The sequence below is a fragment of the Desulfofustis glycolicus DSM 9705 genome, assembly GCF_900130015.1.
GTDB classification, from domain to species: Bacteria; Desulfobacterota; Desulfobulbia; order Desulfobulbales; family Desulfocapsaceae; genus Desulfofustis; species Desulfofustis glycolicus.
The window spans coordinates 1-16,612 of record NZ_FQXS01000046.1 but is presented as its reverse complement, the minus strand read 5'-3'; the positions used below and the strand labels follow the sequence as shown (position 1 = coordinate 16,612).

Here is a 16,612-nt window from a genome sequence, read left to right as displayed (position 1 = left end):
GCACGAATTTGTCCAGACAGTAAAAGACTACGGCTGTCAACTCAGCATGGATGGCCGAGGAGCCTGGCGTGACAATATTTTTGTGGAACGCTTATGGAGAACGATCAAATACGAACGAGTTTACCTTTATGCGTATGATTCGGTGGGTGAGGCACGGGCATCAATCAAGCAGTATCTCGCTTGGTATAATCAGGCCAGACCACATTCAAAGCTGGAAAAGATGACACCAGATGAAGCGTATGGAATGATGCTGCCTGCGGTAAACCTGGCAGCATAAAAACAGGCAGAGGTTCCACTTAAGAAACTATGGCAAACTGTTCAAACGGATCAGGCCACCTCTATGCTGGTAACAATTCGTTGCAGGGAGCAGATGGTAACGACCAACTCTTTGGTGGTGCCGGTAATGATAATCTGAGTGGTGGGGCCGGAAGTGATCTGCTCTACGGCGGGCTGGGCGACGATACCTATAGCATCTCTGATCTTGAGGACACGATCGTCGAATATGAAGGTGAGGGATTTGATACCATCGACAGCCAGGTCTCATATACCCTTGGCGATCACGTGGAGCGGCTGCGGTTGCTTGGTACGGCGGCCACGGCGATCGGTAACGAGCTTGATAACGAACTGATCGGAAATAGCGCAGACAACCTGCTTGACGGTGGAACCGGGGCAGATACGATGCTCGGTGGCGCCGGAAACGACACCTATATCACCGAGTCAGCCGGTGATCAGATCATTGAGGGGACCGGAGCCGGTATTGATACCGAGCAACGTGGCTATGAAACCACCAGTCAACTTGCCGGCGGGGTGGAGAATCTGATGCTTGGCACCTCGGTTATAAATGGCAGCGGCAACGAACTGGACAACACGATAACCGGTAATGAGCAGGATAATATCCTGCACGGTTGGGCAGGGCAGGATATCCTGATCGGCGGCGCCGGCAATGATCAACTGGAAGGTGGGGCAGGACATGACGAGCTTATCGGCGGCAGCGGCGCCGATAGCATGTGGGGGGGAACCGGAGACGATATCTATATCGTGGATGACGCCGGTGACCAGGTCATCGAGTTTGCCGATGAAGGGTTCGATACCATCAGATCGTCGCTCGATATCGTTTTGCCCGACAATGTTGAGATGGCCTTTCTCACCGGTGATGGTGACACAAACATCACGGCGAACGATCTGGACAACTCTCTCAGTGGCAATAGCGGCAATAACATCATCGATGGCGGTGCCGGCGCCGACTATATGGCGGGTATGGACGGAGACGATGTCTATATCACCGACAACGAATATGACCTGATAGCCGAGGAGGAGGATCAGGGAACGGATACCGAGATGCGTGGCTATGAGACTTCCTATTCTCTGAGAGATAATGTGGAAAACCTGACCTTGACGGGCACGGTGTACCGTGGAAACGGCAACGAGCTTGACAATGTAATTACCGGCAATGATGCGGAGAACAACCTCTGGGGCCGGGAAGGGAGCGATACCCTGTATGGTAATGGCGGAGACGACTCGCTCTTTGGGGACCTTGGTGACGATCATCTGGAAGGTAATGGTGGAGACGATTACCTCGACGGCGGCGAGGGTGACGACATTCTGCTCGGCGGCGAAGGAAACGATCAGCTTGATGGCGGCGCCGGCTTCAACGAGCTGCGCGGCGGCTCCGGTGATGATGTCTATGTCTATCGCGCGGATGCTGGAGACTATGTGATTGACAACAGCGATGGTGGGCAGGACTGGTTGATTTTTACCGATGATATCACTGCTGATCGGTTGACTTTCGTCAGATCCGGCGATGATTTGGTTGTCCAGGTCAACCGGGGGGAGTCCACTAACTCCGTTACCGTGACAAACTGGTTTGCCGGTGAAAACTACCAACTGTACGGTATCCAGCCGGCGGGCGCCAGCGGCCTGCTCGCTGCCACCATCAATCAGATGTTCCCGCCGGATAATCCCGAGCCGGACGGCATCGTCGTCCCCGATGAAAGTGAGTTTGATGCCGCGTTGCATGGGACATTGGGGAATGATCAGTATCCTGACCACGTTGGCGGTACCAGCGGCAACGATATCCTGCGCGGCTACCAGGGCAATGATATGCTGTACGGCGGCGCCGGCAACGATGTCTATATTTTCGAAGCCGGAAGCGGCGCAGACGTCATCGATGCCAGCGGCGGCGGCATGGATTTCCTTTATTTCGATGAGGGGTTGACCCTGGATTCACTCGGGTTCTCTCGATCAAGCGACAATCTCGTGATCACGGTGGAAGGAACCGATGACTCGGTTACGGTGCTCGATTGGTTTGTCGATGCCGATCATCAGCTGGAGTTCATCCAGCCCTTCGGCGGCAGCATGCTTTCCGCCGCCCAGGTTAGCAACTTGGTGGCCGATGATCCGCCGCCGGTCGGCGATTTTGATACCGTTGTCGAAGGAACTGCCTCCGGGGAACAATTGGTTGGTACGAGTGGTGCCGATCAGCTCAACGCCTATGAAGGAGATGATCAGCTTTTTGGCCTTGCCGGGAATGACGAATTGAACGGCGGTGACGGCGCTGATTATCTCGATGGTGGCGAGGGGCATGATGTACTGAATGGCGGCGCCGGCAACGATCAATTGAGTGGCGGGACCGGTGAAGATGTGCTGGCCGGAGGTGCAGGCGATGATACCTATATCTACGGCAGCGGTTCCGGCGCTGATCTCATCGATAACAGTGGTGGCGGTACCGACTGGCTCTTGTTTACCGATGGCATAACCAGCGAGCGCTTGAGCTTTATCCAGTCCGGTGATGATCTGGTGATTCGGGTGGATGGAGATGAATCAAGCCAGGTGACGGTAACCGGGTGGTTCCTGGGGGCGCAATACCAACTCGCCTATGTTCAGCCGGATGGTGAATACGGCATCTCCGCCGCTACGATCAACGAATTGTTTACCGGTTCCGGCGACGAGCCAAACCCTGATGATTTCGATTTTGTGCGTACCGGAACCGCTGCTGCCGAACAATTGGTCGGCACGAATGGGATGGACCTGATCGACGGTCTGGGCGGTGATGATCAGCTGTTTGGCCTGGGCGGCAACGACTGGCTCAAAGGAGGTGACGGGGCCGATTATCTCGGCGGCGGTGCCAGCAACGATTCACTGTTCGGCGAAGCGGGGGATGATGTCATTTTTGCCGAGAACGGTGACGATTACCTTGAAGGTGGTATCGGCGGAGATTACCTCGATGGCGGCGCCGGCAACGATATGATCGTCGGCGGCGACGGTAATGACCAGCTGCGTGGACAGGGCGGTAACGACACGCTCATCGGCGGCGACGGTAACGATAATTACGTGTATCAGACGGGCGGCGGAGCCGACCTCATCATCAACAACGGCGGCGGGCTCGACATCCTGTTTTTCCAGGACGGCATCACCCTGGAGCGGCTCTCTTTCCATCAGTCCGGCGACGATATGGTAGTGCGGGTGGACAACGATGACGCCACGTCGGTTACTATCCAGGATTGGTACCTGGATGCCGATAATCAAGTCGAGTTCCTGCAGCCTGACGGAGGATACCTGATATCGGCCGCCCAGATTACCGCACTGGCCCAGCCGGATCTGATGATGGCCGGACCGACGGGGCTGATGGCGCTCTCCGCCGGTATGATGAACGGTGACGACTATACCAATTTTCGCACCTCCGCAGGAACTTCGCTCTTCGGCACTGATTCAGCCGCTCAGTCCGTATCTCACGGACTTGAGGATCTGACCACCAAGAAAGATTCCGTGGTCGGAGATCTGATGATCGCTGCATAGGGTTTTTTCAAAGATATGGTTAATAGGGTGAGCCGGTCTCGGCTCACCCTTCTTTTATGACTTCCCTCAGACAGCGAAATGAATAGAGCAGCAGAATCTTGTTCCGAGCCTGATGGCGGGCTTCTGGCGTGTTGCAGGATACTTGCGGAGCATATCGAGAAAGAGTCGTTTGTCCGGCAGCTCGAGAACCTGCAAAACGACGCGGTAGCGTTTGACAGAAAACGTCTTTTTGAAGAGATTGCCACCGCGGCGCGCGGCGAGGGGCTCAGATCTGTTGTTCTCAGAGCACGGAAAGAGCAGTTTTTGTTAATTGCAGCAATGCAACCCGTGGCTGTCGAAATGACGGATGGCCGCTACCTGGTTGTGTCGAGCCGTGGTCAAGGCAATAGTGACGCTGCCGATACACTCGTTGTCACCACACCATGTCCGGCAACCAGGGCCGAGAGCCGTCAGCAGGCTGTCAATCCTGCAGAATTCCTGCAGCAGTGGACCGGAGGTGTGCTCTATTTCGTGCCGGTCAATACCGCGCTTGTTTGTTTCTCCATCGTTGCCCAGGAACACAAGATAGAATTGACCCAGGAGCGCTTGCGGCACGAATATGGTTTAGGCACTGACGAGATCGAGCGGGACACCTTGCTGCGCATGTGCAAAGACCATGGCTTGAAGGCGCGAAAGGTAGTGCTTGACTGGCAGCAGGTGTTCGATCTGAAAAAGGCGTTTCCGGTTATTGCGCGGTTGCGTTCCGGCCGGCATGTAGTTGTTGCCGGTGTCATCGGCCATGAACAGACCTCTGCAGATGCTCAGGTTGCCTGTTACGACCCCCTTGCCGGAACGAACGGTGGGCACATTCGCCTGAAACAGGCCGAATTTGAATCGATCTGGGATGGTGACGTCTATGTTATTAAACGACACTATCGACTGACCGACGATAATCAGCCGTTCAGCCTGCGTTGGTTTGTCCCGGAGATCCTGAAACAGAAAACGGCCTTTGTCGACATCGCTCTCGCCGTTCTTTTTATTAATGCTATCGCGCTGATTACTCCGATTTTTTTTCAGATAGTGATCGACAAGGTCTTGGTCAACCACGCGCTTACCACCTTGCATGTGCTCGGTATGGGCATGGCCGCCATGTTGTTGGTCAACGCGTGTCTTGATTTTCTGCGGGACTACCTGCTGCTCCATGCCACCAACAAGATCGACCTTCGGGTAACGGCCCGGACTTTTCGGCACATGCTGCACCTGCCCCTGGGGTTTTTCGAGCGGGTGACCGCCGGGGTGTTGACCAAGCACATGCAGCAGACCTCCTCCATCAGAAGCTTTCTGACCGGAAATGTCTTCCTGACCATGCTGGAGGCGACGTCGCTCTTTATTTTTCTCCCCTTTCTTTTCTTTTACAGTATCCAGCTCACCTGCATCGTCCTTGTGGTTTCGACCCTGATTGCGTTGGTCATGGTGGTGTTGATCAGGCCGTTTAAGCGGCGTCTCAACGCCTTGTACGATGCAGAGGGGAATCGTCAGGCCATGCTGGTGGAAACGATCAACGGCATGGCAACGGTTAAGGCGATGGCGATCGAGCCGAAACTGAGAAAAGAGTGGGAGGAAAAGGTGGCCAGGGCGATCGGCATGCAGTTCCGGGTCGGGAAGATATCGATTACGGCAAAATCACTGACGGGATTCCTGGAGCGGATCATGGTCGTCATCCTCATCTGGGTGGGGGCGGGCCATGTCTTCAGTGGCGCGATGACGGTCGGCGCACTGATCGCGTTTCAGATGTTGGCCGGTCGGGTCACCTCGCCGTTGGTCCGTCTGGTCGGCTTGATTCATCAATACCAGGAAGCCGCTCTTTCGGTGGAGAAACTCGGTGTGGTGATGAACGCCAAGACCGAGTGGGGCGCGGACCGTCATGGGGCGCGGCCGCCGCTGAAGGGCGATATCGAGTTTGACCGGGTTGGCTTTCGCTACGCCCCGGATCTGCCTGAAGTGCTGAAGGATATCTCGTTTACCATCCCGGCTGGATCAATGCTGGGGGTAGTCGGGCCGTCCGGTTCCGGTAAGACGACCTTGACGAGGATGCTGCAGAAAGCATACTTCCCGACGTCCGGCATCATCCGGATCAACAATTGTTATCTCAATGAACTCGATACCGCTTATCTTCGGCGAAATACCGGTGTCGTATTGCAGGAGAGTTTTTTATTCCGGGCCAGTGTTGCCGACAATATCCGGGCCGGCCAGGCGGCTGCGACCCGGGAGCAGATTATTCAGGCGGCCCTTCTCGCCGGAGCCGACGAGTTTATCGTCAAGCTACCGCACGGCTACGATACCCTGCTTGAAGAAGGCGCCAGCAATCTGTCCGGAGGGCAGCGTCAGCGGCTTGGCATTGCCCGCGCCTTGTTGACGCGACCGGAGATCCTCATTTTCGACGAGGCGACCAGTGCCCTGGATCCGGAGAGCGAGCGGATCATCAGGGAAAATCTCGGCCGGATCGGCAGAAACCGAACGGTGATCATTGTCTCCCATCGTTTATCGATGTTGAAAGGGGCAGACAGGATTGTGGTGCTGGACGACGGCGCAATGGTTGGCCTTGGAGCTCATGATGAGCTTTTGCAGAGTTGTGATTTGTACCGTACGCTGTGGCGAGAGCAGATGGAACTGGTATGAAAAAACGCACGAACAGCAGCTCTGAGACCCTGGCGTATCAACCCGACGCCGTTGAGATTGAGGAACGCCCGGTACCGGGCACGATCCGTTGGGTGCTGTATCTCATCATCGGGTCCATCGTGGCGGCGGTTATCGGAGCGATCGTCTGCAAAGTTGATCGGATTGTCGTTGCCGAAGGTGAGCTGATTACCACGGCGCCGATGATTGTCGTACAGCCGCTGAGCACATCGGTCATCCGCCGGATTCATGTGCAGGTCGGAGACGTGGTTGAGGAAGGACAGATCCTGGTAACCCTCGATCCGACATTTGCCACCGCCGATCTCTCCCAGTTGACCAAACAGGAGATAGCTCTTGCTGTCCAGCTCCGCAGAATCAGGGCCGAGCTGTCGGGGGAGTCTTTTGCAGCGCTGCCGGAAGAGGGTGAGGACGGAAAGCTGCAGGAGCGTATTTTGCGACAGCGGCGGATGGTCTTGGCCAAAACCAAACAAACCATCGACGACAAAATAGCCGCTTTGCGTGCCACGATCGATTTGTACGATGCCCAGCGTCATGGGCAACAACAGCAATTGAAGCTGCTGCGAGATATTGAGGGAACGGCGGCCAAGCAACCGCAAACCGGCAACGACTATCGTCTTCGTCTGCTGGAGGCACAGAAGGCGAGGTCTGAGGTCGAAAGCGGAATTGACACGATTACAGCCCAGGAAACCGTAGCCGTGCATGAACTCAAGCAGGCCGAATCCGATTGGCAACGCTTCGTCGAGGAGCGGCAAGAGGATTTGCTGGAGCAGGAAGTGCCGCTGCGTAACGAGCACCAGAAAATCGTCGAGGAACTGCACAAAGCGCGACTGATGCACCAACTGGTATCGCTTCGCGCGCCGGAGAAAGGCGTGGTGCTGAAACTGGCCGAGCGTTCCGTGGGGTCCATCATTCAACAGGCGGAACCGTTTGTCACCCTTGTCCCGCACGGGAGCGTTATCGAAGTTGAAGTGAATGTGGAATCTCGGGATATCGGTCGTATTCGCACCGGTGATTCGGCGCGGGTCAAACTTGATGCCTTCCCTTTTCAGCGGCATGACACGCTGCCGGGAGAGGTGCGGGTGATCAGCGAAGATGCGTTTTCAATCGATCCTCCGGCAACCTCTCCAACCTCGGTTAGCGAACGCGAACATCTGCCCGGCGCGTTCTACCGGACACGAATAGCGTTGCTCTCAGGCACCCTTCGCGATGTCCCCGACGGGTTTCGCCTGATGCCGGGCATGAAGGCACGAGCCGAAATCAAAGTCGGGACGCGCTCCGTTATCTCATATTTTCTTTATCCGGTCATTCGCGCTCTCGACGAGGGGTTGCGGGAACCATAAACTGAACAACTCTTGAGCTATTGAAATGATAAAACATATCGCTGTCCTGTTGATTTTTCTGGCGATGGCTGTTTCGCTTTCGGGCTGTGGAGCCCTCACTGGAATCCCCGGGCATGGCGGTGGTAAACGATTTGCCGTCGAACAGGAACTGGTAGCGGCTGCGACCAGAGCGGCGATTAAGGAAATTGACGTTACCTCGATACTCGGCAAAAAAGTCAATGTCTACGTAAATGCCATTGGCGATACCGGGGCTGGTAACCTGCTAGGTGGTCGTTTCTCGGTGATCTCGCAATTGCGGGGTGATTATCTGCACACCCCGACGGTATCCGAGACTGCCACCTATCCCCGCTACACGAGCACGGCAACCACCGCGTCAACAACGAAGTCGTCTTCTCGCTCTGAGAGTGAGTCAACTCAGGGGGTGTTTGAGGAGAGCACGGAGGGTAGTGGTTCCTCTTCGACATCGAGCTCCGAGCAGACGGTTACTGACACGATGCTGCCGTCTCCGATTGCCAAGCGTACCAGGCAAAAAGGAGGAGGGAGTGAAATTCAGGCCGGAGTCCAGTACGAAGGGCTTGGGACCTACCATAATTCCGAGGAGATAACCTCGAATGATCTGCAATACCTGTCGGCACTGTTGGAGACGTATCTCTTTCTCAAAGGGGTATTTGTGGTTCCGCCGTCCGAGGCGGAAATCGATGTTTACGTAACCGTTGATGTGTTTGGCACGGTTCGCACCCGGATCGAGTGGTTTCTGGCCAACAACGAAATCCTGCAGGCCAGGACGTCGCTGGAAGTGATGGCGGTCGATCACCAGACCGGAAAACTGGTTATGCCACCACAATCGGCAGGGGCCGAGACGGAATACAATGAGCAGTATATTCTCTGGGCCGGTCCGGTGACAATTAGAAAATACCTCAAGGACGGTGATCCGCTCCTTGCGGATTTTACCGATCTCAGGGAGCAGCAAGATGGTTTTGAAGCACGTGGGATCAAAGAGCAACACGTCGATGTCCCGTATCCATTTCAACACCAATTTTAAGGGGTCAGGTCTCAACTTATGACATGAGTTTTGCTTCCACCCGCTCGAGCAATTCTTTCTTCTGGAATATTCCCGGCTTTCAGCAACAATCTTTTGCTTGATCGGGAAGTCGCCGCATCGCCCCTGCCGAACCGTTTTCCATTTTCCTTGAACGCACGTGCTTCTCCTGTGCGTATGGAAGCCTTAGATAACCAACATTTTCTGGAGGCGCGTTACGGCACTTGGCAGTTTGGCACGGCACTGCGTGCCGGTAGAGGCTGTACCGCGGCCAGCGCAACGGCTACGAGAAATTCTCCTGACTTCTCCTGCAGTTCGCTTGGACCGACGGGTGCATCGTCGTGACCAACCGCGAGATGGATGAGATCTGGGAGATGGTGGAAGTGGTTACGCCGATTGTCATCGAACACGAACAACGTCCCATTTTGCGCCGGAACTTCCAGCCACAGATGGATTTATGTCCGATCAATCTCCCGCAGGTAGTCTTCCAGCCTGTCCAGCGCTTCCGGCATATTCCTGCGGCCAAAACCGATTCGAAAAGCGTTGAACCAATCGCCGTAGAGCGTTCCCGGCAGCAACAAAACTCCCGCTTTTTCCCTCAGCTCTGAGCAAAACCGGTTAACGTTATCGGTGGTCATGGTGGGGAAGGCAATTGAGCCCGCCTTAGGTCGATACCAGTTGAACCGCCTCGTCTGGGATGCAAAAAAGCTGTCGAGTCGGTCCAGGTTGGTGCGGATGATCTGCACATTCCGCTCAACTATCTGCTTTCTGTTGCGCAAAGCAAGGGTTGCCAGGAACTCGCTCGGCGCACTGTTGCAGATGGTCGTGTAGTCCTTGAAAGCGGCCAGATCTCTGAAAAGGCGGTGGTCGTGCGTGGCGATCCAGCCGATCCGCAAGCCGGCAAGCCCGTAGGTCTTGGACATGACGCCGAGCGATACGGCCCTGTCGTTTATTTCGACCAGCGCCGGCACCTGGTTCACAGGATCAAGCTCGAGGCCACGATACACCTCGTCTGCAAAAATGGTGAAGCCGTGATGATCGGAGAGTGTGGCGAGATCATGGACAAAATCACGGGACGGCAGGAAGCCTGTCGGGTTGTGCGGGAAGTTGACCACCACCACCTTGGTGTGCTTGGTGAGAAGGGTTTTGAGATCAGCCAGATCGAGTTCCCAGGCCCGTTCCGGCCTGCCGTGCCATTCCAGGACTTCGGCGCCGATACCCCGGGCAACTTCCCCGAGAGACTGGTAATACGGTGAATGCACGACGATTTGATCACCCGATTTCACCATGACATGCACCGCATTGAAAATAGCCTCTTCCGCCCCCGCATGGACCAGGATTTGCTCGCTATCCACATTATCGTACAACGTGGAAATCGTCTGTCGGAGATCAGGGTTGCCTTGCGATTCCGTGTAGCCGAGCCAGAGAGAGGAAAACCGCTCTTTCGCGTCCGGCTCGAAATCAAGCAATTCGCCCGCCGTCAGACTTTCGCAGTCTGAGGAACACAGGAGATAGGGTGTTGAAAATTCATGTTGAGCAAAATATCGCTCAAGTTTGAAAGGGGTGAGTTTCAAGGGTCAGGTCTCAACTTTTGACGTTAATTTTGCTTCAATTCGTTCGAGCAATTTTTTTGTTTCCGAATTTTTCTCGGCCTTCAGCGACAATCTTTTGCTTGTTTGGGCAATTGCCGCATCGCTCATTCTGAACCGTTCTCCAATTTCTTTGAGCTTGGCTCCGCTATACTTATGGCAGCAATAGATACTTATTTTCCGAACGAACTTTTCGTCGATCGACTCAGCTTTGATTGTCGTTATGATCTTATCCATACTTGGGTGGGATCTCAGTGCTTTCAACGCTGGGACGTTGCGCTCATCGCGCAATTCGCACAATTTTTGGTTCGATATTTTATCGACAAACTCTGGTCGTCCCAAGAGCGTCGAGGCAATGATTTCCTTCAGCGGGCTCTCATATTCTCCGGTGAGCAAGGCTTCGACAAATTTTCGATAATGATCAGGCGCTTTCGAGCTATTGCCCGCAAAGTAACTCAGGATGAAATCCGTATTCAACCAACCAATCGTTTTGCCCTGGCCCGTATAACTCCGGTAACTGGACCAGTGGTATTCTTCAGGCTTTGATACCAGGGCTGCCCTAACCGGATTCAGGTGGATATAACGTGAGAGTTCAGTTGCGTACTCGTCGGCTTCGACTAGTATTGCCTTGTATCGACCTTGGAATAAGTGACCGGATCGAGAGTGCTTTATGTTGAAATAGGTCGTATAGGCCCCGTTTATGTGCCTCATGATTTGAGAAAGGTTTCCCTGCGGTGTTTCCACGAGCAGATGATAATGATTGCTCATCAGGCAGTACGCATGAATAACAGCCCCGTAGCGTGTCACGGCTGATTCCAGAAATGACAGAAATTTTTCTCGATCTCTGACGCTCTTGAATATATCCTTCCGCTCGTTGCCTCGGGATGTGACGTGGTAAAATGCTCCAGGATATTCGATTCTTAATGGTCGAGCCATCGCTTTCTCCTGAGGTTGGCAGGTGTTTTCGCCAGGGTAATCAAAAAGCGTGCTATTGTCAAAAGTTGAGATGTGACCCCTCTTGTCTCCTGTAATGGTGGTGTCATCGCTTCCACTTTGGATCGTTCTGCAGTCTTGTTGAGTAATGAAAAATGGTTGATAATGTCAAAAGTTGAGACTTGACCCCATCGTTTTGTGACCCCATCGTTTTGGAGACTTGCCCCTCCCTTCAGACCTATTTCAACGGTTGAAGTTCTATCGCCTGGTAGGGATTGGCTCGGCCGGGAACCACCTCGCGAGATTCCCGGTATAGTTCGAATCCATCGGCTTCAACGACCAGGATATGGCTGCCGGGCGTAACGTCATAGAAGGCGAAGGCGTTGCCGCACGCCCAGTCTTTTCCTTGCTGGTAGGCCGAGAAGACATCCAGATTCACACAACTACTCGGGGAAAGAGTTCGCTGTCCTTCCAGACCGGTCAAGGTTATGGAACGGATGGCGAGTTTTTCCTCAAACGGCGGGAAGACACCGGCGGGGTCGCCGTCCTTGTAGAATTGTGTGGTGATGAGCCCGCCGACCGTACCGCGGGGAATCAACTGAAATAATACCTCTGCCGTTTTCTCTGCTCCCAACTGGACATGATACTGACCGGGGACTGCCCGATGAGCGTCGGCGACCAGGACAACCCGGTAGTCCCCTGCGGGAAAGGGGCCGAGCAGCCGACCGTCATCAGCCGGACCGAGTTTGAGGAAAATCGATCCCGCCCCCCCCCGGTGCCAGCGACTCCAGGAAGAGACTGGGCCACAGTCCCGGATCGCTTGCCTGGGCGTTGCCGGAGAATCGCACCTGCAGCATGCCGGCAGCTTCCGGAGGGTCGACGGTATCAGCCGGCCCTGATGATAGAACCGTATTCACCAGGGCGGCGCAGGCGCTGCTGGTCAAAATGGAGCTGTGATCCTCGTCAAATCCGGCGACCATTTTTGCTTCGGCCTGGGCCCGCTGATCCAGTTGGGTCGCCAGCGTGATCACCCCATCGTTGTTGGGGCGAAGCGGGTTTCGGTTGCCCTTGTAGCTGAAGAAGAGATACGGTTCGATTGCTTCCGGCAGCTTTCTGCGGTAGATGGAGCGGGCGAATTCGCTGTCCGGTCCCATGTCCTTCCAGACCGGTATGACCCCGGGCGAATACGTGACCCCATAATCGGAAAGGGCATCTCCACCCCACGGCGTGGAAATCGTGATAAACTTTTTGATGGACGGGAAAAACTGTCCATAATCGACCAAAAACGACCGTGCGACCAGGCCCCCCATGCTATGGGCGATGATGTGGAGTTCCGGGACTTGGTAGCGGGACTGGAGGTTGATCATTTTCCAGAAGAGCAGGTCCGCCATTGATTTGATCGACGCCCCGGACGGGTAGTAATAGAACCACGGCTGGAACCGGTTCAGGTCGAGATAGTCGAGCAGATACTGCCATCCGGCCGGGGTGCCGGTAGCGCCATGCACGAAGAGGACGGGGGTCTTTGCCGGATCGTAGGGCCCGAGAAAGATGATATTTCCGCCAAATTCCCGGAAGAACTCTACCGGCTGCCAGAAACCCTTGCAGCCGTTTTCTTCGGCGAACAGTGGATCGTCCAGGGAGAGAATGATACCCGGCGAGGAGAATGGTCGGTGGTCCGGGCGGGGTGAGACCACCGCCGTTCCGACGGGCAAGTCAAATCTCTCCGGATCATTGGAACCGATGACGATGTTCAACTCGGTGACGACGCCGCCTCCCGAGTCAACCGGGAGCGGCCGGGAGCTATGCTGGCCGGCCGGTTCGTCCGCCTGCCGGGCGAAGTCGCCGTTGGCGTCAGCGAAGGCGACGACATAGTAGTTGCCCCGGGGGACCATCAGTTCATAAGGGCCCGATTCATGGAGCAGGGTGAAGTGGGCTATCTGCGTTACGCCGTTAGTCCGGGAGCAGGCCGCCACCACGACAGGTGATCCGCCAGTTTCGACCGTACTGGTGACGATGCCGACCAGGATTTTGGAATTGTTGATTTTTGCGACTTCTTCACGCAGGTGCAGCAGCGCGCACCCACTTGCCGACCAGCATAAGACGGCGAGCGAGCAGGCGATCAACCAGCCTCGAGCACGTTTTTGATGCATCTCTGACCTGGGGAAGTTTCTCTTTTTATTGCTTGTCGAGAGCGACCCTGTCTTTCTTCGGGAGTTTGCTGGCCACCAGCGCATATGACTCGTCGGCAAGCTGATAGAGCAGGTCCTCCGGCAGTTCACCATTAAGGGAGATGGTGATCCAATGCTTTTTATTCATATAATACCCGGGTATTACCGAATTGTATTGACCGATTAACATCGCTCCGTCTTCAGGGACGCACTTCAGCGTGACTCTCTGCACTTCCTCCAACTGCGAGACAAGGGCGAACATTTTCCCCATTACTTTATAGACCAAGGCCTCCGGGCCGAATGGATAGCTGCTCTGCGAACCTTTGAAACGCGCGAGGTAGGTCTCGATGGTTTCTTTTGACATGGTATGTGAATTCCTGGAGTTTGGCTCCGCTCTATTGATAGTCGCAAGAGATGCCTGGTTCCCGAAAGAGCTTTTCATCACAATCACTTCCTTCAGGGGCTATCGTATTCTCTTTTGAGTGGGAGTTCGACACATTTTCACTCATTGTCTCCCGCTTTCGGGCCATTATCCGCAACATTGTCCAGGATGAGATGCGTATTCAATGAAGAGAACGTTTGGAAAGTACTTTGTCTCGCAACGATCCTGGGGTACACTCTCCTCCCGGTAGCGTCAGGGATATTCGGGACTCAGCGTAACAGGAGCACGGCTATGGACGGCATGAGAAAAATCAGAATCGGCAAGGGGCCTGTCGAGGCCTCCGTGCTCGGGCTCGGTTGCTGGGGCATGTCCCATGCCTATGGCCCTGCCGACCGCGGCGAAGCCCTGGCCACGATCCAGGCGGCGGTGGCGGCCGGGGTCAACCTGTTAGACACGGCTGATGTCTACGGGGCCGGCGACAATGAGGTTCTGGTCGGTGAGGCGGTCAGGGGCATCCGCGACCAGGTGGTGATTGCCAGCAAGTTCGGCTTTCGCGGCGACGAGCACGGCCGTCTGGAGGTCTGCGGGCGGCCCGACTACGTGCACCAGGCCTGCGATGCCAGCTTGCAACGCCTCGCCACCGACCGCATCGATCTCTATTTCCTGCACCGGCTCGACCCGCAAGTCCCGATCGAGGAGACGGTTGGGGCCATGGCCGAACTGGTGGCGGCCGGCAAGGTCAGGGCGATCGGTCTCTCCGAGGTCTCGGCCGAGCGGTTACGCCGCGCCGAAACCGTTCATCACGTCGCCGCCCTGCAGTCGGAATACTCGCTGTTCAGCAGGGATATTGAGCACGCCGTCCTGCCGGCCTGCCGGGAACTGGGCACCACCGTCACCGCCTTCAGCCCGCTTGGGCGCGGCATCCTCACCGGTGCGCTGGGAAAACAGAACCGCTTTGCCGAAGGTGACTACCGCCGGAATCTTCCCCGCTTTCAGGATGAGCAGTTTCACGAGAACCTGAAAATCGTCGAAGCACTGCAGGCGTTCGCGGCCGAGCGGGGTTGCACGGTCGGGCAGTTGGCCCTGGCTTGGCTGCTCCACCAGGGCAACGATATCCTGCCCCTGCCCGGTACCCGGAAACGTCAGCATCTGCTGGAGAACATCGGCGCCTGCTCGCTCTCCCTGAGCACGGAAGAGACCGAGCTGCTGCGCCGGCTGACCACCGGAGTTGTCGGCGAGCGGCACAACGAGGATAATCTGCGCTTTATCGACAGCGATTAACGCTGCCACCCATCAGCACGCAGCGAGGAGGTTCACCCGATGGCCAGGGAAACAAAACCGGTCGTCTCCTTTGACGAAACGTTCGCCAGGCTGGACATCCGTGTCGGCCGCATTATCGACGTGGAACCCTGTGTCCAAACGCCCAAGCCAACCTATAAAATGGTCGTCGATTTCGGTAAATTCGGAGTCAGGACCTGTTACGGCCGGTTCACCACCCAGCCGATCGACCAGGTGAAGGATCGACTGGTCCTGGGCGTTCTGAATTTCCCGGCCAAGCAAATGGGAGAGGTGGTCTCGGAGGCCCTGCTGCTCGGCGTCCAGGTACCCGGGGCGGACAGCGGCGAAGCCCTGTTCGTCGTACCGGCCGGAGATGCCAAAATCGGCAGCAAGTTGTTCTGACAAGCCGGCGCACCAGAGCCGGCAACCGCGTGAGGCGAATGGCTTGGTCGACAGCCGAACACAATACCGGGGTGAGGAGGCGATCGAGCGGGGCATCAGGGCGTGTGCTGCTGTTCGGCGAAGCGAGCCAACTCGCGCAGGATGGAGACATCCTCCGGTAGATTCATTTCCCGTTCCGCCCGCGCCAGCGCCAGACGCGCATGCCGGGTCGCGGCGTTGCGCATCGACTCGGTGCCGACCATAAACGCCTTGGCCACCTCCGTGCACTCCGGTTCCCCGGACTCTTCGTCTGCGCAGACGATCCACGCCAGCGGCCGCTCGGGAAACGCAAAGGTACCCGGCAACGCCGCCACCCTGATTCGGCATTCCATTGCCTCTGCACAGGTCTGCAATGCGGTCACATCGACACGCTGCACATAGCCGATGGTCGGCGAAAACACCGGCCGTCCCGCGGTCGATGTGACCGCGGTTCCGTGGAGCCGGGGAGTGGCTCGTCTCTTGAACAGGGCTGATCTGGCGGCTTTTTCGACCAGGTCAATGGTGGTTGCCAGGCGGCCCAACCGCGCCACGCTGTCCACCCAGCGGACAATGGTCAGAATCACCACGGCAAAGACGAACATGGTCAAGGAAAACAGAACAAAGCGACCGGCCGTCTCCAGGTATTGCTCCGGTGTCTAAATATCGAAGTCATGCCGCATATCGGACAAGTGGATGTTTGAAGTAACTTTTGACATGATTTGGTCGTCGCTGAAGGGTCTTCATAAACGACCTCGTTTTCTTTGCCAGATCGTCACTATTTCTGGCCGGCAAACCGGACCGTATTCGTTGCTTGAGATTCCCGTTCAAGTATTCATCCGGGTTGTGTTCCGGCGTATACGGCGGCAGATAAAAAACTTCTATCTGGTCCTGATGTTCAGAAAGCCATTTCCGCACGACCTTGCTGTGATGAACCCGAAGGTTATCCAGGATCAGAAAGACCTTTCGCTCCACATCCTTGATCAGCCGGGACA

Annotated in this window: 14 protein-coding genes; 7 read left to right on the top strand and 7 right to left on the bottom strand. The window is 55.9% G+C overall.

The window, feature by feature from the left end:
* The 5 genes from BUC26_RS21270 to BUC26_RS21250 all read left to right on the top strand — a co-directional run.
* On the top strand, positions 1-277 hold a 277-nt coding region (locus tag BUC26_RS21270; protein WP_143166121.1), incomplete at its 5' end, for an integrase core domain-containing protein.
* Positions 278-306: 29 nt separating this feature from the next.
* Positions 307-3,795, top strand: coding sequence for a calcium-binding protein (locus BUC26_RS21265; protein ID WP_073379276.1), 3,489 nt, complete (start codon positions 307-309; stop codon positions 3,793-3,795).
* 78 nt (positions 3,796-3,873) lie between these two features.
* Positions 3,874-6,453 carry a peptidase domain-containing ABC transporter gene (locus tag BUC26_RS21260; protein WP_208609863.1) on the top strand — a complete coding sequence of 860 codons (2,580 nt, stop codon included), beginning with the start codon at positions 3,874-3,876 and terminating at the stop codon, positions 6,451-6,453.
* Entirely contained in the window at positions 6,450-7,811 is a 1,362-nt protein-coding gene (locus BUC26_RS21255; protein ID WP_073379275.1) for an HlyD family type I secretion periplasmic adaptor subunit, read from the top strand. Before BUC26_RS21260 ends, BUC26_RS21255 begins: the two co-directional genes overlap by 4 nt.
* Before the next feature lie 25 nt (positions 7,812-7,836).
* Complete coding sequence (locus BUC26_RS21250; protein ID WP_073379273.1) at positions 7,837-8,853, top strand: hypothetical protein; 1,017 nt, start codon at positions 7,837-7,839, stop codon at positions 8,851-8,853.
* Between the two features lie 452 nt (positions 8,854-9,305).
* Here the strand turns inward: BUC26_RS21250 and BUC26_RS21245 are convergent, their stop codons facing one another.
* The 5 genes from BUC26_RS21245 to BUC26_RS21225 all read right to left on the bottom strand — a co-directional run bounded on the left by BUC26_RS21245 (position 9,306) and on the right by BUC26_RS21225 (position 13,904).
* Positions 9,306-10,319: an aminotransferase class I/II-fold pyridoxal phosphate-dependent enzyme gene (locus BUC26_RS21245; protein ID WP_208609862.1), complete on the bottom strand. Its 1,014-nt coding sequence runs from the start codon at positions 10,317-10,319 to the stop codon at positions 9,306-9,308.
* A 108-nt stretch (positions 10,320-10,427) separates the two neighbouring features.
* Entirely contained in the window at positions 10,428-11,375 is a 948-nt protein-coding gene (locus BUC26_RS21240) for an REP-associated tyrosine transposase (protein WP_073379271.1), read from the bottom strand.
* Positions 11,376-11,610: 235 nt separating this feature from the next.
* Entirely contained in the window at positions 11,611-12,006 is a 396-nt protein-coding gene (locus tag BUC26_RS21235) for a hypothetical protein (protein WP_143166120.1), read from the bottom strand.
* Between the two features lie 97 nt (positions 12,007-12,103).
* A complete protein-coding gene (locus BUC26_RS21230; protein ID WP_073379268.1) occupies positions 12,104-13,522 on the bottom strand; it encodes a lipase family alpha/beta hydrolase in 1,419 nt (472 codons plus the stop codon).
* Positions 13,523-13,547: 25 nt separating this feature from the next.
* The gene (locus tag BUC26_RS21225; RefSeq protein WP_073379277.1) at positions 13,548-13,904 is read right to left on the bottom strand and encodes an MmcQ/YjbR family DNA-binding protein; all 357 of its coding nucleotides are present in this window, start codon (positions 13,902-13,904) and stop codon (positions 13,548-13,550) included.
* Between the two features lie 309 nt (positions 13,905-14,213).
* On the opposite strand from BUC26_RS21225, the gene BUC26_RS21220 reads away from it, so the two are divergent.
* Together BUC26_RS21220 and BUC26_RS21215 are read left to right on the top strand one after the other, a co-directional pair.
* On the top strand, positions 14,214-15,203 hold the full coding sequence (locus BUC26_RS21220; RefSeq protein WP_073379267.1) for an aldo/keto reductase: 990 nt from the start codon (positions 14,214-14,216) through the stop codon (positions 15,201-15,203).
* Positions 15,204-15,242: 39 nt separating this feature from the next.
* A complete protein-coding gene (locus tag BUC26_RS21215; protein ID WP_073379265.1) occupies positions 15,243-15,602 on the top strand; it encodes a hypothetical protein in 360 nt (119 codons plus the stop codon).
* Between the two features lie 95 nt (positions 15,603-15,697).
* Here BUC26_RS21215 and BUC26_RS21210 read toward each other — a convergent pair whose 3' ends face one another.
* On the bottom strand, positions 15,698-16,228 hold the full coding sequence (locus tag BUC26_RS21210; protein WP_143166119.1) for a DUF2254 family protein: 531 nt from the start codon (positions 16,226-16,228) through the stop codon (positions 15,698-15,700).
* 61 nt (positions 16,229-16,289) lie between these two features.
* Positions 16,290-16,612: transposase (locus tag BUC26_RS21205; protein ID WP_208609861.1), on the bottom strand; the 323-nt coding region annotated here is incomplete at its 5' end.